This window comes from Dermabacter hominis NBRC 106157 (assembly GCF_001570785.1).
GTDB classification, from domain to species: domain Bacteria; phylum Actinomycetota; class Actinomycetes; order Actinomycetales; family Dermabacteraceae; genus Dermabacter; species Dermabacter hominis.
The window spans coordinates 1-18,685 of the sequence record NZ_BCSI01000018.1 but is presented as its reverse complement, the minus strand read 5'-3'; the positions used below and the strand labels follow the sequence as shown (position 1 = coordinate 18,685).

17 protein-coding genes, 3 tRNA genes and 1 rRNA gene are annotated in these 18,685 nt (G+C 63.0%); all 21 read right to left on the bottom strand.

The window, feature by feature from the left end; genetic code table 11:
• Window positions 1-69: 69 nt before the first annotated feature.
• Window positions 70-1,164 carry a BMP family lipoprotein gene (locus tag DEHOM01_RS09460; RefSeq protein WP_061212547.1) on the bottom strand — a complete coding sequence of 365 codons (1,095 nt, stop codon included), beginning with the start codon at window positions 1,162-1,164 and terminating at the stop codon, window positions 70-72.
• Between the two features lie 130 nt (window positions 1,165-1,294).
• Window positions 1,295-2,416: a mannose-1-phosphate guanylyltransferase gene (locus DEHOM01_RS09455; protein WP_061212546.1), complete on the bottom strand. Its 1,122-nt coding sequence runs from the start codon at window positions 2,414-2,416 to the stop codon at window positions 1,295-1,297.
• A gap of 26 nt (window positions 2,417-2,442) precedes the next feature.
• Window positions 2,443-3,687 carry a Dyp-type peroxidase gene (locus DEHOM01_RS09450; protein WP_061212545.1) on the bottom strand — a complete coding sequence of 415 codons (1,245 nt, stop codon included), beginning with the start codon at window positions 3,685-3,687 and terminating at the stop codon, window positions 2,443-2,445.
• Entirely contained in the window at window positions 3,684-4,256 is a 573-nt protein-coding gene (locus tag DEHOM01_RS09445; RefSeq protein WP_156468347.1) for a copper chaperone PCu(A)C, read from the bottom strand. The genes DEHOM01_RS09450 and DEHOM01_RS09445 overlap by 4 nt, the downstream gene beginning before the upstream one ends.
• Window positions 4,257-4,327: 71 nt before the next feature.
• Window positions 4,328-5,149: an exodeoxyribonuclease III gene (locus DEHOM01_RS09440; protein WP_061212543.1), complete on the bottom strand. Its 822-nt coding sequence runs from the start codon at window positions 5,147-5,149 to the stop codon at window positions 4,328-4,330.
• Between the two features lie 136 nt (window positions 5,150-5,285).
• Window positions 5,286-6,188, bottom strand: coding sequence for a bifunctional methylenetetrahydrofolate dehydrogenase/methenyltetrahydrofolate cyclohydrolase (locus tag DEHOM01_RS09435; RefSeq protein ID WP_061212542.1), 903 nt, complete (start codon window positions 6,186-6,188; stop codon window positions 5,286-5,288).
• A gap of 29 nt (window positions 6,189-6,217) precedes the next feature.
• Entirely contained in the window at window positions 6,218-7,486 is a 1,269-nt protein-coding gene (gene glyA, locus DEHOM01_RS09430) for a serine hydroxymethyltransferase (RefSeq protein ID WP_061212541.1), read from the bottom strand.
• 97 nt (window positions 7,487-7,583) lie between these two features.
• Window positions 7,584-8,702: a UDP-N-acetylmuramate dehydrogenase gene (locus DEHOM01_RS09425; RefSeq protein WP_061212548.1), complete on the bottom strand. Its 1,119-nt coding sequence runs from the start codon at window positions 8,700-8,702 to the stop codon at window positions 7,584-7,586.
• Window positions 8,699-9,133 (bottom strand): MaoC/PaaZ C-terminal domain-containing protein, encoded by a 435-nt coding sequence (locus tag DEHOM01_RS09420; protein ID WP_061212540.1) that lies wholly within the window; start codon window positions 9,131-9,133, stop codon window positions 8,699-8,701. The genes DEHOM01_RS09425 and DEHOM01_RS09420 overlap by 4 nt, the downstream gene beginning before the upstream one ends.
• A gap of 8 nt (window positions 9,134-9,141) precedes the next feature.
• Window positions 9,142-9,594: an FAS1-like dehydratase domain-containing protein gene (locus tag DEHOM01_RS09415; protein ID WP_061212539.1), complete on the bottom strand. Its 453-nt coding sequence runs from the start codon at window positions 9,592-9,594 to the stop codon at window positions 9,142-9,144.
• A gap of 198 nt (window positions 9,595-9,792) precedes the next feature.
• The gene (rpmG, locus tag DEHOM01_RS09410) at window positions 9,793-9,963 is read right to left on the bottom strand and encodes a 50S ribosomal protein L33 (RefSeq protein WP_016665062.1); all 171 of its coding nucleotides are present in this window, start codon (window positions 9,961-9,963) and stop codon (window positions 9,793-9,795) included.
• 93 nt (window positions 9,964-10,056) lie between these two features.
• Window positions 10,057-10,133 (bottom strand) — tRNA-Met (locus tag DEHOM01_RS09405).
• 57 nt (window positions 10,134-10,190) lie between these two features.
• Window positions 10,191-10,263, bottom strand: a tRNA-Thr gene (locus tag DEHOM01_RS09400).
• A gap of 95 nt (window positions 10,264-10,358) precedes the next feature.
• A tRNA-Tyr gene (locus DEHOM01_RS09395) sits at window positions 10,359-10,440 on the bottom strand.
• A gap of 337 nt (window positions 10,441-10,777) precedes the next feature.
• On the bottom strand, window positions 10,778-11,050 hold the full coding sequence (locus DEHOM01_RS09390; RefSeq protein ID WP_016665063.1) for a hypothetical protein: 273 nt from the start codon (window positions 11,048-11,050) through the stop codon (window positions 10,778-10,780).
• A 37-nt stretch (window positions 11,051-11,087) separates the two neighbouring features.
• Window positions 11,088-11,351 (bottom strand): hypothetical protein, encoded by a 264-nt coding sequence (locus DEHOM01_RS09385; RefSeq protein WP_156468346.1) that lies wholly within the window; start codon window positions 11,349-11,351, stop codon window positions 11,088-11,090.
• 142 nt (window positions 11,352-11,493) lie between these two features.
• Window positions 11,494-11,760, bottom strand: a complete 267-nt coding sequence (locus DEHOM01_RS09380; protein ID WP_061212537.1) for a hypothetical protein — start codon at window positions 11,758-11,760, stop codon at window positions 11,494-11,496.
• A 105-nt stretch (window positions 11,761-11,865) separates the two neighbouring features.
• Complete coding sequence (locus DEHOM01_RS09375; protein WP_061212536.1) at window positions 11,866-16,017, bottom strand: FtsK/SpoIIIE domain-containing protein; 4,152 nt, start codon at window positions 16,015-16,017, stop codon at window positions 11,866-11,868.
• Window positions 16,018-16,137: 120 nt separating this feature from the next.
• Window positions 16,138-17,115 carry a PP2C family protein-serine/threonine phosphatase gene (locus DEHOM01_RS09370; protein WP_245630702.1) on the bottom strand — a complete coding sequence of 326 codons (978 nt, stop codon included), beginning with the start codon at window positions 17,113-17,115 and terminating at the stop codon, window positions 16,138-16,140.
• A 158-nt stretch (window positions 17,116-17,273) separates the two neighbouring features.
• Window positions 17,274-18,278: a polyprenyl synthetase family protein gene (locus DEHOM01_RS09365; protein WP_061212534.1), complete on the bottom strand. Its 1,005-nt coding sequence runs from the start codon at window positions 18,276-18,278 to the stop codon at window positions 17,274-17,276.
• Window positions 18,279-18,484: 206 nt separating this feature from the next.
• Window positions 18,485-18,601: ribosomal RNA gene (rrf, locus tag DEHOM01_RS09360) — 5S ribosomal RNA — on the bottom strand.
• Window positions 18,602-18,685: the final 84 nt, after the last annotated feature.

Here is an 18,685-nt window from a genome sequence, read left to right as displayed (position 1 = left end):
CCCCCTCCCGCGGGAGGGGGCCGCCAGTCTACTTATTGATGATCGTCACAAGTGACTGAGTTCCGAGACTCAGTGCTTGGGCGAAGCGGGCGAGGTCACTTCGATCTCGCCACTGACGATCTGCTTCTGGAGGTCTTCGACTTCCTTCTTCAGTTCTGCGGGGATCTTGCTATCGAACTCGTGGTAGGGAGCAAGACCGACGCCACCGTTTTCGAGGGTGCCCACGTACGGCTCGTTCGTGAACTTACCTTCAGCAGCCTCCGTGCCGGTCGTCTCGACTGCGGCTGCAATCTCCTTCATCACCGAGGTGATGATGACGTCCTTTGCGTCGGGGTTGGTCTCCACGCCATCGGAGTCAACCCAGACAACCATGACGCCGTCCTTTTCCTTCGCGGCCGCGAGGGTGCCCGCGCCAACGGGGCCCGCCACCGGCATGATGATGTCGGCACCCTGAGAGATGAAACCTTCGGTGAGGGCCTTGCCCTTGGTCTGGTCCTCAAAGTCGCCGGTGAAGGAGCCGTCCTGGCTGTCCTTGTTCCAGCCGAGGAGCTTGACGTTTGTGCCGTGCACTTCGTTGTACTTCGCGACGCCATCGGCAAAACCGTCCATGAAGATCGTCACCGAGGGAATCTTACCGCCACCGTAGGTGGCAACCGTACCGGTCTTGGTGGTACCCGCTGCCACGTAACCAGCGAGGTAGGCCGCCTGAGCGGTATCGAACGTGATCGGCTTGACGTTATCGACCTCGACGGGGTTGCCATCGGCATCCTGAGCGGTCGAGTCGATGATGGCGTAGTGGGTATCGGGGTTTGCTTCGGCTTCAGTCTTGATGGTCTGCGAGAAGAGGAAGCCAACGGCGTAGATGAGGTTGCAATCGCCCTGCACCATGTTTTGCAGATTCGGCGAGAAGTCAGCTTCGCTCGACGACTCGGCGGTCTGAACCTTGTAGCCCTTGTCGTCTTTGAGAGTCGTGAGGCCGCTGAAACCTGACTCGTTGAACGACTTGTCGTCGAAACCACCCGAGTCGGACACCATACAGGCCTTGAAATCGCCGCCCTTTCCAGCACCCGAATCGGAGTCGGACTGTTCGGGCGGGGTGCCGCAGGCGGAAAGAACGAGGGCGCCAGCACCGAGCAGTGCGGCCGCGCGGGAAAGGGACTTCACGATTGCCTCCAACGTGAGGGGACCAGTTGAGGGTACGCCCGGCGAGTCCGAGCGTCCTCCTCCTAATGTAACGCTCCGTTAACCTGAATGCACTCCCAGACTCGGAATCTGGGGAGCATCCGTCTGAAGCCTATAAAAGCCCCTCCAGACCCTCCGCTTCTAGCCGCTTCACGAGTGCCCCGACGTCTTGCGCTTTCGCCTCGTCCACGACTAGCAAAACGTCCCCTGCTTCGACGACGGTAATGCCATTGAGACCAACCAGGGCGATCGGGCGATCGGAGTTCGAATACACGCGCGCCCGAGAATCGACACTCACAACCTTGGCGGTCCCCGCGACCCCCACTTCGCCTTCCGCTTCCTTTTCGCCGCGCGCAACTCGCGCGAGCGCCCGAAAGTCTCCGATGTCGTCCCATGCGAAGCTCGCGGGCACGACGGCGACCGCCCCGCGCGAGGCGAGCGGCTCCGCGAGCGCGTGATCAATCGCGATCGGCTCGAGGCTCGCCCAGATCGCTTCGCCCTCCCCCGAAAGCTCTCCCCCGGTCCCCTCGAGCGCGAGAGCTCGTGCGGCGTCGCTAATCTCGGGATGGAGATCGTCGAGGGCTTCCAGCAGCACACGCGCCTTCACGACAAACATCCCCGCATTCCACATGAAACGTCCGCTTCGCACGAACTCGTCAGCAGTTGCGGCGTCCGGCTTTTCGACGAAACGGGCGACGTTTAAAGCTCCCGCGGAGCGCAAGGCGATCGCGTCCTCATCGGCCGCATCTGACGGGCAGGTTTCGATGTACCCGAAAGCGCTCGACGCCGACGTTGGTTCAATCCCAATGGTCGCGAGATAGCCGAGCTCCGCAGCGGCGATCGCGCTGTAGACGCCCTTCCAGAAGTCTTCCTTCGGTGCGATCACGTGGTCGGCTGCGAAGGAGCCAATGATGGCGCCGGGGTGCTCGCGTTCAGCAAGTGCGGCAGCCCACGCGATCGCTGGCATCGAGTTTTTTCCACTCGGCTCGGAAAGGATCTGGGCACCATCGCCAACCTGGGCGGCAACTGCCTCACGATGCGCACGCCCCGTCACAATAATGGATCGCGCCGAGGACAGGGGCGCGAGACGCTCGAGAGTATTGACAAGGAGACTCGCACCGTTGCCCTCAAGGTCGAGGAGAAACTTCGGGTGGCTCTGACGCGAAAGCGGCCAGAGCCTCGTGCCTGAGCCTCCAGCCGGAATGACGGGAATAAACGGGGAGGAGGTGGTCATAGGCCAAGGCTAACGGAGCCGGTGCGTCAACGCTGAAAGAGACTCTGCCCGACAAAACCGCCCTCGCGGCACCCGGGAAGGACCACAAACACAGCCGAGCCAATCGGCGTCGTCCATGTATTGAGTAAGTCGCCGTCGGAAAGCCGCTGTTGCATGGGGACGAACTGTTCGTCGACGTCGCGCTGATAGCTCACGAAAATAAGCCCGGTGTTCGAGATCTCGCTCCCGGTGGGGGCATCGTCGTAGTTGAAGGGCCGTCGGAGAATCTGCTCATGCTCGTGGCGCGTACCGTCGTCCGCCAACCTCGCGCGCCGCATATGGGAGTATTCGCCGATCACGTGAAATCCGTGCTTGTCCTTTGCGGCAAAATCGGCCTCGCCGTTCTCGCCTGGCCCACCGGCGAGCGGGGAGCCGTCGGACATCCGTCGCCCCACGGAAAACTCGCGGCCCGCGCGATCCACACGGTCCCACTCGTCAACGTCCATCGCGATCCGGCGCACCACCATCGAACAGCCGCCGGCGAACGGGCCATCGGTGATCCACACGTGCGTGTCGAGACCGCTCCCCTCGGGGTTCACTGTTCCGTCAATCTGCCCAAACAGATTCCTTTGAGACCCCGTGGGGGCAGCAAAGCGCGCATTCCTGAAACCCTTTTGCACCCAGGTGAGCGTGCAGAACGCGCGCGAATCCTTGAGCAGCATCCGTTGAGCGTGGGCGAGCGCGATCGGGTCGTCCGATTGCACGGCGATCAGCACGTCTCCGCCCGACCAACGATCCTCGAGTCTGTCGATCTCAAACGCCGGCAGCGGCCTCAGCCACGAGGGCGGCTCAACACCGGCGAGCGCAACCGCCTTCTCGCCGAGGGCAAACATGACCCGGAGCCGTGCGGGCGCATCGGCGAGTTCGGGCTCCGTGTCGGCGAGCGGGGCACGCCCCTGCGTCAGCCTCGCAGCATCGTCGCTTAAGAGCCTCAGCATTCGTTCGAGGCCGCTTCTATCGGTTTCCGGCCGAAGGCCAAGGGCGATGAAGACCCCGTGCGCGAGTGGTGGCTCAGCGATGCCCGCCTGGTGCGGGCCATAGAAGCGCTCGCGCGCCTCGCCCACGATACTGCGCTTGTCGAGCTCCTCCTCGGTAGGGATTGGTGCAGTGCCCTCGAGATTCTCGTCCGCTGAGGCGTGGTACGCGCTCGCCCCAGCCGCGCCAAGACCGACTCCCGCAGCTCCTACGAGGCCTGCGGCGAGAAAAGCTCGCCGGTCACCATCGGGGCTCACTGGCCGTCGTCACTGCCCATGTCGTCATAGTTTTCCTCCGCGCCCGCGAAGTCCTTGACGACTGCGGTGAAGTCCACGTCATCCATCCCCTCGATTTCGAGGGTGAGCGCGAGGCTCTCGCCGGCGACAAGGGGCTTCGTCAGCCCCATGAGCATGATGTGGGGGCCACCGGGTTCGAGCATGAAGCTCTCGCCAGCCTTGAGCGTGAATCCGCCCTCGGCTTCGCGCATCGTGCTCTTACCGTTTTCTGTCACAACCTCGTGGAGCATGCACATGTCCGCCGCATCGCAACGCGCACCTGTGATTTGCACGCTCTCCTGTGCACCGCCCTCATAGGTGAGGGACGCGAAGACTGCCGTCATGTCCGTGTCAGCGGGGTCTGCTGCCTTCACCCACGCGTCGCTAACCTTCACGCTGCCATCGTGAGCATCCGCGGCCTCCGACGATTCCTGCGCCTTCGATGAGGCGTCCTTCTCGGGCTGTGCCGAGCATCCGGCGAGGGCAACCATGCCGAGACCCGCGAGCCCTACAAAACCACGGCGATTGATACTCCACCGAGTGTTCACCACTGTCACATCGCTTTCTGCCAGTGCACCCCAGCCTTCGCCGGGGGGCACACCTATCTTTTTCTGCTCGAAATTTACTCGTAAGTCACGACGAGCGGGGCGTGATCACTCCAGCGCGTGTCGTAACTCGCAGCCCTGTCGACGCGTGCGGACGCAGCCCGCGTGGCGAGCCCCTTCGAGGCCAGGTGATAGTCGATCCTCCAGCCCGAATCGTTATCGAAGGCTTTCCCGCGCTGCGACCACCACGTGTACGGCCCAGGCACATCGCCAGCGAGCGCGCGATGCACATCAACCCATTGCCCCGCCTCAAGCAGGCGATCGATGTAGGCGCGCTCTTCGGGAAGGAAACCGGCGCTCTTGAGGTTGCCCTTCCAGTTCTTGATGTCGAGGTTCGTGTGCGCGATATTGAGGTCCCCCGTGAGAAGCACGTGGCGCCCGCTCCTACGCAATTCCTCGAGGCGCGACCAGGCACCCTCGAGCATCTCGTACTTATCGGCCATCGTTTGAGGCTTGTCGACATTTCCCGAGTGCATGTACATGGAAATCACGGTTAGGTCCATGCCGTCGCCAAGAGCGTCCTCGACGTCGAGTTCGAGCCAGCGGCCGGTATGCGAATCCGCCTCGAGGTTGGGAAGCAAGCGTCGGACTTCTCCCACGTTCGCTCCTTCGAGCCCCTCGCGCACCGCGACCGCAACCCCCGCGCGGCCCTTGAGCATCGAGGCGTGTGCGGCCGACCGCCACCCCTGTCCCACGAGCCCCTCGACGAGGTCCTCGGGTGCACGCACCTCCTGGAAGGTGACGACGTCTGCGCCGCACGAGGCAAGCCACTCCCCCATACCTTTGCGAGCCGCCGCCCGCATGCCGTTGACGTTAACCGTCGCCACCGTGAAAGTCACACTTACTCCTTCATTCATCCACGGGCGCGCTCGCACCCGATTTAACGGGGAGGAACCCGCCCCACGAAGGACGGGTCCCTGCCGTCAGTCACCCCATGATCGTTCTACACAGTGAACGTGCAAGGCAACTCGGGTATCAGCGCTTAGCCTTTTCGGCTTCCCACGCGCGCTCGGCCGACTCGACAACGTTCTGCATGAGCAGCGCGCGAGTCATGGGGCCGACGCCACCCGGGTTCGGGCTGATCCAGGCGACTTTGTCCTTAGCAGCGGGCTCGACATCGCCCTTGATCTTCTGCTTGCCCGTTTCCGGATCCGGTTCGCGCGTCACACCGACGTCGAGCACGACAGCATCGTCGCGAAGGTCGGCTGCCTTCACGAGATGCGGCACACCAGCAGCGGCGATCACGATGTCGGCCTGCTTGAGGAGCTCCGGGAGGTTCTTAGTGCCGGTGTGCGTAAGGGTGACGGTCGCATTATGCTCGCGACGCGTGAGAAGGGACGCGATGGGGCGCCCCACCGTCACGCCGCGGCCCACGACGACAACGTGCTTGCCGTTGAAATCGATGCCGTGACGCTTCGCGAGTTCAATCGCGGCGCGCGGCGTGCACGGCAGCGGGGTGGTGATGGGCTTGTTGACGTTGAGCACGAGTCGGCCAAGATTCACAGGATGAAGACCATCGGCATCCTTTTGCGGGTCGATGTACTCGAGAACCGCGTCGGTATCGATGTGCTTCGGCAAGGGAAGCTGCACGATGTAGCCCGTGCAGGCCGGGTCGGCATTGAGCTCATCGAGGACTGCGAAGAGTTCCTCCTGAGTCGTCTCCTCGGGCAGGTCCTTGCGAATCGAATTGATGCCGATTGCCTCGGAATCGCGGTGCTTACCGGCAACGTAGATCTCCGAGGCCGGGTCCGCGCCTACGAGCACGGTCGCAAGGCCAGGGCGAACCGCGCCTTCAGCAACGATCTTCTCCACGCGTTCGCGCAGTTCTTCCTTAATGGTCTTCGCCGTGGCCTTGCCGTCAAGAATTTGTGCAGTCATAGCGTCTTTACTCCTTGCGTCGTAGGTTCTCAGTACTGGGTGAGGTCGGCGTACAGGGGTGTGTTTTCCACGAGCGTACGAACGCGCCCTCGGAGCTGCTCGACATCCCCCTTGCCGGTAAGTGCGGTCGCGATGATGTCAGCGACCTCCGTGAATTCGCTCGCACCGAAACCACGCGTCGCAAGCGCCGGCGTACCAATGCGAAGACCTGACGTCACGCGCGGCGGACGCGGATCATTCGGGACCGCGTTGCGGTTCACGGTGATGCCGATCTCGTGGAGGAGATCCTCGGCCTGCTGCCCGTCGATCTCGGACTTGCGGAGGTCAACGAGTACGAGGTGAACGTCGGTACCGCCCGAGAGGAGCTCGATGCCAGCCTCTTTCGCGTCAGCCTGACCGAGACGCTCAGCGAGAATCTGCGCGCCCTCGAGCGTACGCTTCTGGCGGTCCTTGAACTCGTCGCTCGCGGCGAGCTTCAGTGCAACCGCCTTCGCAGCGATCACGTGCATGAGCGGGCCGCCCTGCTGGCCAGGGAACACCGCCGAGTCAACCTTCTTCGCGAAATCCTGCTTGGCGAGAAGAAGGCCCGAGCGGGGACCCGCGAGAGTCTTGTGGACAGTCGTCGAAACGACATCGGCAAACGGCACCGGGCTCGGGTGGAGACCTGCGGCCACAAGACCCGAGAAGTGCGCCATATCGACCCACAGCTTCGCGCCAACTTCATCGGCGATCGAGCGGAAGGCTTCAAAGTCGAGCTGGCGCGGGTACGCCGACCACCCCGCAACGATCACGTTCGGGTGCGCCTCGAGCGCTTGCGCGCGCACACGATCCATGTCGATGCGGCCGGTCTCGGGATCGACCTCGTAGGCCGCGATGTTGTAGAGCTTGCCCGAAAAATTGATCTTCATGCCGTGGGTGAGGTGCCCTCCGTGCGCGAGGGAAAGCCCCATGAGGGTGTCGCCAGCACTTGCGAGAGCGTGCATCACAGCCGCGTTTGCGGACGCGCCCGAGTGGGGCTGCACGTTCGCGTGATCGGCGCCGAAAAGGGACTTCGCACGCTCAATTGCCAGGTTTTCCGCGACGTCCACGAACTCGCAGCCACCGTAGTAGCGCTTGCCCGGGTAGCCCTCGGCGTATTTGTTCGTGAGAACCGACCCCTGCGCCTGAAGAACCGCCCGCGGAACAAAGTTCTCGCTCGCGATCATTTCAAGGGTGGTTTGCTGGCGATGCAGTTCCTGATCGAGAACCTTGGCGATCTCCGGGTCGACCGTGGCAATCGATTCGCTATGCGTGCTCATATGCGCTCCTTCGCGTACTAAGACTTATGTCCTGCTCGAGTGTAATCACTTAGTGAGCCAGGCAACAGCGCCAGATGAGCAAGCGTCGGCTCCGCGCCTACGCACCTATCCGAACATTCAGACGCACCGGTTCAGGCTCGAGCCACACCCCGAATCGATCGTGGACCACGGAGCGTACATGGTTCGCAAGCTGCGCGATGTCTTCGCTCGTTGCCTCACCGCGGTTAGTGAGGGCTAGCGAGTGTTTGGTCGACAGCGCCGCACCGCGCCTATCCGGCGTGAGTGTGAATCCCCTTTCGAGGTTCGAGTGGCTGATGAGCCATGCGGCACTCGTTTTGATTCCGCCCTCAGCCTCGTAACGGGGCGCTGCCTCAGGCAGTCGCGCTGCCTCCTCGTGCGTGAGGATCGGGTTCGTGAAGAAGCTTCCCGCGCTCCACGTATCGTGATCGTTCTCGTCGAGGACCATGCCCTTGCGCGCACGGATGTCGAGGACGGCCTCGCGAACCTCACGCATCGGCGCGCGCTGCCCCGGCTCGATGCCGAGTCGCTCAGCAAGCTGCGCGTACCTCACGGGAGCCGAGAGGGAGCCGAGGTGGTGCTGGAAGGTTACCGAGAGCACGACGTAACGGCCGGTCGCGCCGCCACCGGGCATCCGCGTACGTTTGAAGATCGAGTCTCGGTACGCGAACTGGCAGTCGGCAGCAAAGAACGTCCGAATCGAATTCTCGAGCCGATCCCACGTGCGTACACGAGTGATGACAGAGGACACTTCCTGCCCATACGCGCCGACGTTTTGCACGGGAGTGGCGCCCACCGTTCCTGGAATGCCTGAAAGCGCCTCGATCCCAATCATCTCGCGCTCGACCGCATACGCAACCGCAGCATCCCACGTGGTCCCAGCGAAGTATTCGACGCTCGCACCGCCGCAGGCAGACGCAAGCGGAGTGCGGTCTTCGACCCGCGCCTCGCCTGTTGTCGACACCTCACAGGTCGCATCGATCCACGTCGGGCGATCCTCACCGACCGCGCGTACAACGGTTCCCTCGAAGGGTGCGTTCGACGCGACGAGATTCGAACCACCGCCCAGGACGAGCAGTTCCTCGCCCGCCGCATCTGCGTCGCGTACCGCAGCGATCAGTTCCTCTTCGGTGCGTGCCTCGACGTAGTGTTTGATCTCGCCACCGATGCGAAGAGTCGTGAGGTCCGAAAGCTTCACGCGAGCCTCACCACCGCGCGGCACTTCGTCAGCACCTTGTGCCCGTCAACACTCGCCGTGATGTCAATGCGCGCGGTGCCCTCTTCAGCGGTCACGAGTCCGACGGCTGCCTCAATATCAATGTCGACGCCACCGAGCGCAGGCACCTCGATCGGGCGCGTAAAGCGCGTCTCGTACGACACGAGTCGGCCCGGATCGCCGAGCCAATCGAGAACGGGGGCAATCACGGTGCCCATCGTGAGCATGCCGTGCGCGATAACGGAGGGAAGCCCTACCTCGCGTGCGAACGCGTCGTTGTAATGGATGGGGTTGAAGTCGCCAGAGGCGCCCGCATAGCGCACGAGGCTGTCGCGCGTGAAGCGTCGGGTCTCGCGTGCAACGACATCGCCCTTTGCGAGGGTTTCGAGCGTTGGAGTGGTGGGAGTGGTCATGGTGTCGGTTAGCCTTCCTCGCCTCGAACAACGAGCGACGAACGGACGCTCGCGACATGCGCGCCTGCCTCATCGGTAAAGTCCACACGAGTCGCCACCATCGCGTGCGGCCCAACCTGCTTGAGAGCTTCGACGGTGAGGCTGGGAGTGAGTTCGTCGCCTGCCACAATCGCGCGGCTGAGGGTGAATGACTCCTCGGAGTGGACGACGCGCGAAAAGTCGATTCCGGCTTCCGGGTCGTTGATGTAGCGTGCCTCTTCTGCCTGGGCGAGCGTCACGAGGAATGTGGGCGGCGCGATAATCGCCTCGTAGCCCGCGGCGCGTGCAGCATCCTCACTCACCGTGAGGGGATGCGTGTTACCGGTAGCGGTGGCAAACTCGCGGATCTTCGTTTCCGACACTCGCACGCGCGGGCCACTGTCGTACACGCGGCCCGCGAAGTCAGGATTCGGCGATGCCATTGTCTCTCACCCTTCGATCGGTTGTGCGGCCCTCTCGCGGCACGCATAGGTTCTCATCGTATCCGGTCGCTCAGCGCGGCCGGTGGTGGTGCGCCCGGACCGTACTACACAGCAAAAAGCCACCCTCGTGGGCAGCTCAGCGGAGGGGTTCCGTAGAGCTCACCCGGGGTGGCTTTTTGATGAGTATGTGCGTATGGATCAGCGGGTTTCGCGGTGAACCGTGCTGCTGGCGCACGTCGAGCAGTACTTCTTGAGCTCGAGGCGGTCAGGGGTGTTGCGACGGTTCTTCTTGGTGATGTAGTTGCGGTTCTTGCAATCTACGCACGCCAAGGTGATCTTAGGACGCACGTCAGAGCTTTTTGCTGCCATGACTCGCCTCTTTCCGTTTCGCGCGCATCTTGCATACGCGGGTCCTATCGCCTGCGTCATGCAGGCACGTCAACACGCCAGGGAAACCTGGAGTGGTACCGAGGGCGGGGATCGAACCCGCGACCTCACGATTATGAGTCGTGCGCTCTGACCGTCTGAGCTACCCCGGCTTGATCGGAACTGCGGCCCGACACCGATGCTTCGGTGCCGGGCCGCCATCCGATCAGAGCCCTGAAAGGGAATCGAACCCTTGACCTTCTCCTTACCATGGAGATGCTCTGCCGACTGAGCTATCAGGGCAACGCGTGAAAACTTACCGTGTTTTGCCAACCTAGGCAATTTGGGAAAGTCCCCGGTGCGGCGGATCACAGCCACTTTCGTGGAGGTGATCTGCGTGGCAGGTGAGGGATTCGAACCCCCGAAGGCTGAGCCGTCTGATTTACAGTCAGATCCCTTTGGCCGCTAGGGTAACCTGCCTTGCTCGCCGAATACGCCACCTCTCGAGGTTTCATATCGCGAAGCGAACCTGATCAATACTAGCGATCCTTTGCGCTTTCGTCCACGCAGATTGGCTGCTGGGAGCCGTGTTCCCTCTCACAGGATGCGCACGCGGCCAAGCCGGATCTTTCCGTGGGTGGGCGCCGCAGCCGTTTGAACCGCGGCGCCCACCATTCTTCCCCCTTCTCTTCCCCCTCGTCCTCGCGTGCGTCCCCTCTGTCCCAGGGTGCACCGCTCTTTCGCCAAGCGTGCACCTCCCCCTTCTTCCCTCGTGCACAGGGCGTGAAACCAAAGAGAGTCGGTGAGGCTGCGTACGCTAGCTTGCAGCCGAGGCCTGCATCTGCTCGGCCGCCTCTTGCTTGACCTGCTCACCGTGCGTGCGAAGGTTCGTCAGTAGCGCTTCGATGCTCGTCGCAAGGGCCTCGAAGTTCGCGACGAACGCGTCGCGATCCTCTCCTACCCACTGGGCGGCTTGGACGCTTTCACGTGCGGTGTTCAGAGCAGTCGTGGTTGCCGTTGCGAGCGAGACGAGGCCCTCGCCCGTGGAGACGCCCTGTTCGGGCGACATACCGATAAATGTCGTGTTCATGTTTCCCCCTTGAGTCGTGTGTAGAAGCGTGTGTGTGCTACCCGGCGCTCGAGGCCGCGCGCTGTTCTGCTACCTGCCCGCGTGCGTTCTCGGCCAAGAGCCCGAGCCTCGCGGCATTGTCGTCACCCGCGTGGGCAAGAGTGCCCAGCTGCGCCAGGAAGTTTTCACGGTCCTCCCCGGCCCACTCGAGTGACTGGACCATGTTCACCGCGTTACTGCCCATGTCACGGAGCGAAACGGCAAGCGACTCGAGCTCACCCGCCATGGTCTCAACGCTCCCGGGATCCATTCCCTTCATCATGGTGTTTTCCCTTCTCATGTCATTTACGACGGTCGATTTCCGACACCTTCACGCTACGGCCTCAGCGCCCACGAACATTCTGTGGAGCGAGAGCGGCTGGCTCCGATGTGGATAACGGACAGAACTTTTCGACGCTCGTTGGCTAGTGCACCACGCTCGAGGCCCGACGTTGCTCTGCCGCCTGCTCTACCAGTGCAAGGGCGAGTTGTCTGAGCATGTCGCTCACGGTCATGAGGTGAGCAGACACCTCATGACCGCGATTGGCGAAACTCTCGGCATCGGGGCCTTTCCAGGAGAGGGCACCGATGAGGGTACGAAGCTCCTGCCCCGCATGCCTCCAACTTTCTGCGTTGAACCGTAAGAGTTCGCTGAGCCGCTCGACTGCGGCCGGATCCATTCCTTCACCCATGAGGTGTGCTCCTTCGTGATGGTGGTGTGTGGTGGTCTCGAGTCATTGATGGGTGCTGTTGTCGTGTCGCGCAGTGTGTTCGCCTCCGCTAAGCGGAGGCGCGATTTATGCCGCGCAGCTGCGTGTCACGAGCGAGGGGACGATAAGTCGGCACTCGTGCCCCTCGACAAGCCAGGCGACGTCCGGGGTGCTCGCCCATCTCGTGCGAGGCGGAGTGCGGCCGAACACGGTAAACACATCAGTTTCGCTCGCTCCGAGAACAATGCCGCAGCCCGACTGCGCGAGTGCCGGCCCTACGGATCCGAGCCTCGAAAATGAGCCGCCCTCGAGCCCGCCATAAATACATGCACCAGCACCGAGTGCCCCGCGGATAGCGGAACCCAGCTCGGGTCCGCCGCCGTCGGATTCGAGAGCTTTGATGTCCTCGAGGAGAACGAATGCCGCAGCTCCCAGGCCCTTCGCCCGCTCGAGTAGGTATCGCGGATGCTCGGCATCGCTCGAGGCACGAGCAGGGACACGTAGGACTTCACGATCGTTGGCGAGGTGCGCAAGCGACTCGAGCAGCGCGAGGCGCTCATGAGCCGCGCCTCCCAACATGAGCCCTCCGGTCGTAAGCGGGAGGGAAACCGGTGTTCCTTCAGTATGGGAGAAACCTACAAACCCGCGCCGCGGATCGCGCACGAGCTCTCGAGCCTCGCGCACGTCAAGCAACCGTCGGGAGAGTGTAAAGGCCTCGAGGCATGCGTTCCGGTCACGCTCATCGCGCGCGCACGGTTCATCAAAGAGCGCGAGGTGGGTCTCGAGTCCACCGATGCTAGCTCGGCCAACGGGTGCAGCACCGGTGAGCCTGACGGCCGGCCCACACAGGGCGTAGTCCTCGGGCCGCGAGAGTCGATGAATGATTCTCTCGGTGCACGATGTTTCGAGGCTCCGTGGAAGTTCGCTGGGGCCCGTGGCCCCGATAACCAGGGTGAGCTTACGTGCGCGCGCCGTGCGGGCAAGGGCGCCGAGAAGCGAAAGCATATCCTCGCGATCGCTCGGATGGGCCTCGTGGCATAGGTCCGCGAAAGAGTCGATCACGAGCATCGACGCTCGAGAAGGAGTCTCAGTACGAGCAAGGTGACGGAGCAGTCTTAGGACCGAGGCAGTGTCGTCTCCCCTCACATATGCGACGGCGTGGGACTCGTCGATGAGCACGTTGAGGCCTCTGCTTGCCGAATCGATGACGAACACTCGAGGCCTGTCCTCTACCGTGCGGGTCGAGCGCACGATGCTCACGATGCTCGTACTCCGCCCAGTTCCGGAGGCGCCGTAGACGCCATACACGGATCCGGGTCCCCCCACTCGCGCGACCGCACGGCGTTGGCGAGCCGGATCATCAAGGAGTGCGAAAGGCGCTGGGAGTCCCCACTCCTTCGCGAGCCCCTCGCCCGCGTAGTTTTCCTCGAGCGGCGGCAGCCACGGGGAGCGCACCCTGGCGCCGGTCCGGGACCATTCGGCGATCGCCTCATCCACGATGAGGCGCGCCTCCGTCCGCTCTCGCGTGTGTCCCCTCGTCAGCGTGGCCGTCGACCGTTTCGGCTCAGTATCCCAATCGCGAGGCACGCCCTCGATATTCAAAGCCGGGACAGGAGTGACTGCGAGCCTCGAGGACCGGTCACTTTCTCCGCGCGAGCCAGAGTACGCCATCTGCACCTCGTGCTGAAGGCCCGCCCCCACCGCGCTCACGACGGCTCGGCCCGGGGTATCGAGGGAAATCTGAGCGGCTGTCTTTGACCCGATGACGTCGATTGAATCGGCGGCGTCGCTCAATCGAAGGGCGATGCGCAGGCTTACATTCGCTCGAAGCCGTTCGCTCACAATTCCTGCGGGGCGTTGTGTCGCGAGAATGAGGTGGATCCCGAGTGAGCGGCCTCGCTGAGCTATGTCGATAAGCCCGTCGAGAAACTCCGGGTAGTTGTCGCGCAGCGCGGCAAACTCATCGACAACGATCACGAACGCGGGCAAGTCAGTGCCGCCGCTGTCGGCGTACTCGTCGCTGTCCTTCGCTCCGATGCGAGCCAACATCTCTTCCCGGTAGCGAAGCTCCGCCTTGAGCGACGTGAGTGCACGTGTCACGAGACCGGGGCTGAGGTCCGTGACAAGCCCAGTGCAGTGCGGCAACCGCGCACACTCTCCGAGTGCAGCCCCTCCCTTGTAGTCCACGAACAGGAAGGTGAGCCGTCGCGGCGAATACCGAAGAGCGAGACCCAGGACCCACGACTGCAAGAACTCCGATTTCCCCGATCCGGTTGTGCCCGCCACGAGCGCGTGTGGACCCCATGTGCGCAGTGGGATGGTGAGGGGGCCTGTCTCGCCGTACCCCACGAGAGCATCGAGGGTGAGAGTTTGCGCATGGTCACTCACGTGCCATGCTCGGGCGATACGGTCACGGATGTGACGACGTTCGGTGCCGTTCACTTCGAGGAGCGACACGCTCGCAGGGATCGCTTCACTACCGCCCTCCCTTGTACGGGCATCAACCAAGGGGGCCAGGCGGCGCGCCCACGGGAGAATCGCCTGCTCTCCCACCCCCTCGAGAGACTCGAGAGTGACAGGGGCAGTACGCCCTCGATGCCACAGCACTGCACCGCTCGCCGTCGTTTCGACTAAAGCCGCGCACACGCCCGGCACGTGCGAGCTGTCCCCCGACGTCACGATCAGCCGAGGCCCGGTCTCCCCATGCGCCTCCCACGCCTCCGCGAGGACTGCGAGCGACGTAAGCTGCGCCGTGGTCGGTTCAAACGCGACAATGACGACATTTGCTTCTTCTATGTCCTCCGCTGTGCCCGGCATGCGCCGCGCGGCCCACTCCGCAACGCTTTCGTCGGTTTCGAGGACAAGCACACCTCCTGCGCCGGCTCGCCGAACGTGGGGAAGCCAGGCGAGATTTCGTGCGCTCGCGTTAGCGGCGGGAGAACTGACGAGGGCGAAGCGAACGTCGGAAGGGGAATGCCGCCCGCCCAGTTGTACGGCAAGAGCACGCGCGAGCGACATGCGCCCTTCACCTGTGATGCCAAGCCCACGAATCTCACGCAGGGAGATGGTCACTGGCGCGATGACGGTTGAGCCTTGCTCCCGGAGAATATCCAGCTCACCCCTCAGAGCACGCGGCCCTTCCGCCCCGGCTTCCCCTTTGAAGCTCACCGCGCTCGAGATGCGGCCAGTGCCGAGTCGAAGCACCATAAAATCGCTGTGCTCGTCGCGTAGCGCCCACAGATCTCCAGTTTTCGGCGAGTCCCACTGGAGGATGGCCCTTGCCGACGGGAGCATCGCCTCGAGGCGCGCTTTCTCCGTTTCGTGCACACCGTGCACTTCGGCTCGGGCCTCATCAAGTGCTGCGTCAAACTCGCGAACAGCACCCACCCATTCCCTACGCACGCGGGCGCGCTGGGACCAGTAGTGCGCAAGCGCCATCGCTGGCATCGCAATCGCAAAAATGATGACAAACGTGCTCCGCGTGAGCGCGTACATGACGCCGGCGAGCATCAGCGGTAAGAACAAGCTCACAAACGGAACTGGCGGTGACGAACCGCGCCGCGGCACACGCGGCAACGCGATCTCCACTTCCGCTTGCGTGAGCTCAATTCGAGAGGGCGGAAGATATGCGCGCGCGGGCGCATCGTCGACCACGACCTCCGCGCCAGGCCTGTGGCGAGCCCTAACACGCCACGGCCCCACCTGGGCATAGGAACCAGGCGCGAGACGAATCGACGCTTCCTCCCCTTCTCCCTCGCGAGCTATCACTGCCCCTTGAGCAGAGTGGATCCACACGTCGATGCCCGCCTCAATATACGCATGCGTACTCGAGACTCCCCCGCCCTCAAGGGTGAGCCGGCAGGTCGAGGATGACCCCAGCGACGACAGCCCCACATCGAGCGCAAGCACGCGCTCCACGCCCTCGCTTTCGGCCACAAGTTCCCACGACGAAGGCACAGACCGCCGGAGCACCGGGCGGGCGCCCGAGGTGCGCACAAGCTCAAGGCTCATGCCGGATACCAGCCCAGACGTATGAAGCGAGACCTCACTGGCGAAGAGCGTGCCCGGCACCCCCTGCGTACTCCCTGGCGCAATGCGCAGGGCATAGCCATCGCCCTCAAGGCCGAAATGATGCCGCAGGCGCTCGGTAAGTTCCCCCGTGCTCACGGTGGCATCTGCGGCGATCTCCAGCACAACGGGAGGCTGTGAGGAAGCGCTAACCTCGACTATCAGCGTCACGGGCCCGCCTCCTTTCAACCGCCGTTACCTCCTCAAGAATCGCGAAGATTCGGGATACGCCAAACCCCGCCTTTCACGATTGTGAAAAGCGGGGTTGTGTGCGGCACAAGGCGAGGTGCGTCAGGCGCCCTCGGGGCGCTCCTGTTCGGCCTCGAACGATCCGACGGCTTCTGCGCCGTCACCGCGATCGCTTTGGTCACCGGTGTCAGGCTCGCCCTCCAGCTGCGCAGTCGCACCGTCGTCGAGCGCATCTTCGTCAGCGACCACGGGCAGTTCCAGCCGGTCGACGGTCGTGAAAATATGTTCGCCGTACACTCCCGCAGCGTCGGGTTCAACGGCACTCACAACAACCGCCGTCGCATTGTCACGCCCGCCATGGGCAACGGCCGTCTCCACGATGCGCTGGGCTACGAAATCCGCTTCCGAGGTCTCCTGAAGCATCGTGTGAAGCTCGCCGTCGCTGACCTCTCCGGTCACGCCGTCACTACACACGAGGAAGCGGTCACCAAGACGAACGGGAATGAGCCAGAAATCGGGTCGCGTATCGGGGCCAGCGCCGAGAGCGCGCGTGATCATATTTCGATAGGGGTGGACGCGGGCCTGGTCAAGCGTAATCTCGCCGCGATCCACGAGTTCCTGCACAACTGAATGGTCGACGCTGATCTGCGAGAATTCACCGTCGCGCAGCATGTAGACGCGGGAATCGCCGAGGTTCATCACGAGCCAGTGGGGCTCGGATTCGTGAAGCGTAAGTGCAACCATCGCCACGGTCGTGCCTGCGCTACGCCCCGAGTCATCGTCGAGGCTTGCAATGCGCTCATAGGAGCGGACCATGGCGTCGGCGACGTCCTCGAGCTCTACGTAGTCGCCACCGGCGAGTGAGGCGAACTCATCCGCGACGATACCGCTCGCGACTTCGCCGGCATTGTGACCGCCCATACCGTCGGCGACGAGAAAAATCGGGTCGTAGGAGATGAACGAATCCTCGTTGACAGAACGCACGAGACCAACGTCGGTTGCGCCTGTCGAGGCCACACCGAAATCTCCCCCGTGCCGTTCGGCACGCAATGAAAGGTCTGCATTCACGAGTTGGTTCACATCACCTTGGTCGAGCACGGCGTGAAGGCCGAAACGCTGTGAGCGCATTCGGGCCGTACAGCCGCGATAAGGAAGCGCCGCGGGGACTCAGCACGCGGTACCTGGAGCGTACTCAAGCATAGCGAGAAGCGATGAACGGTGCAGGCGCACACGCCCCCTTAGGCACGACGCCTTACGAGAGACACGGTAAATGCAGTGAGCGCATCCCTTGCCGCGCCTGCGGGAAGTGCTTCGACAAGAGCGAGAGCGCGATCAGCGTAGCTTTCAGCAAGCTTCTCGGTTTCGTCGACGACATTGTGTTTGGCCAGATGGCTGACGACCTCGGCGAGACGTTCATCGCTCGAGAGATCACCGTCGAGCGAGGACAGCAACGTTGCTGACGCCGTGTCGTCGGGGTGCTCGGAAACATGGGAGCGCAAGAGGAGGGTGGGCATCGTGGGCACGCCCTCTCGCAAATCAGTTCCAGGCGTCTTGCCGGATTGCTCGGGAGTAGCGCGGATATCGATCACGTCGTCGGCAAGTTGGAAGGCCACGCCAACGGCTTCGCCGTATTCACGCATGGTCTCCACCACCTGCGCAGGCGCTCCGGAGATCATCGCTCCGAGAACACCGGCGGTCGCAATGAGCGAACCTGTCTTGTTCGAGAGCACGTCGATGTAATGAGCAAACGGATCGTCACCCTCGGTGGGACCCACCGTCTCGTTGAGCTGCCCCAAACACAGGCGCTCGAAGGTCTGCGCGTGGACGGCGACGATGTCCGAGCCGAGGCCTGCGCTTATTGCACTCGCGCGCGCTAGGAGAAAATCCCCCGTGAGGATGGCGATGTTGTTACCCCACACGCGATGGGCAGCTTTCGTACCGCGACGGGTTTCTGCGCCATCCATGACGTCATCGTGGTAGAGCGTGGCGAGATGGGTGAGCTCGACGAGAGCACCGGCGTCAACAAGTTGAGGTGCCGAGAGATCGCCGAAGGCAGCAGCGAGCATGACAAGCACCGGACGCACACGCTTGCCGCCGGCTTCGAGCAGGTACGGAGCGGTGGCCTGCATCATGGGGTCCGACGTGGAGACGGCAGCGCGCAGCTTTTTTTCGACAGCCTCGAGCCTGCTCTGGATCGCTTCCGCAAGGGAAGGGTCGATGTCATCCATCGTGAAGCTCGCCATCACTGTCCTTTACCTGACGGGCCCGTTCCCTGCGAACGAACTACAGACGTTAACTGTATCGGGATTTGAGGCTGCGTGCAGCGGAAGAGTCGCCTGCGGCGCGCGCGGATGGGGAGGGTCACGCTAGTGCAGAAGCCAGCAGGGATTTCCGACGGTTTCCGAATAAAAAGAGCCCCGGTCGCAGGACCGGGGCTCTGGATGAATAATTTCGGCGGCGTCCTACTCTCCCACACCCTCCCGAGTGCAGTACCATCGGCGCAGTTGGGCTTAGCTACCGGGTTCGGAATGGAACCGGGCGTTTCCCCAACGCTATGACCACCGAAAAACTCTCGGCGATGCTGCTCGAGGCAGCGTCTCTATGAAATTTTTATAGCGCCTTCGTTCTTCGTCGAACGAAGCCGGCTGAA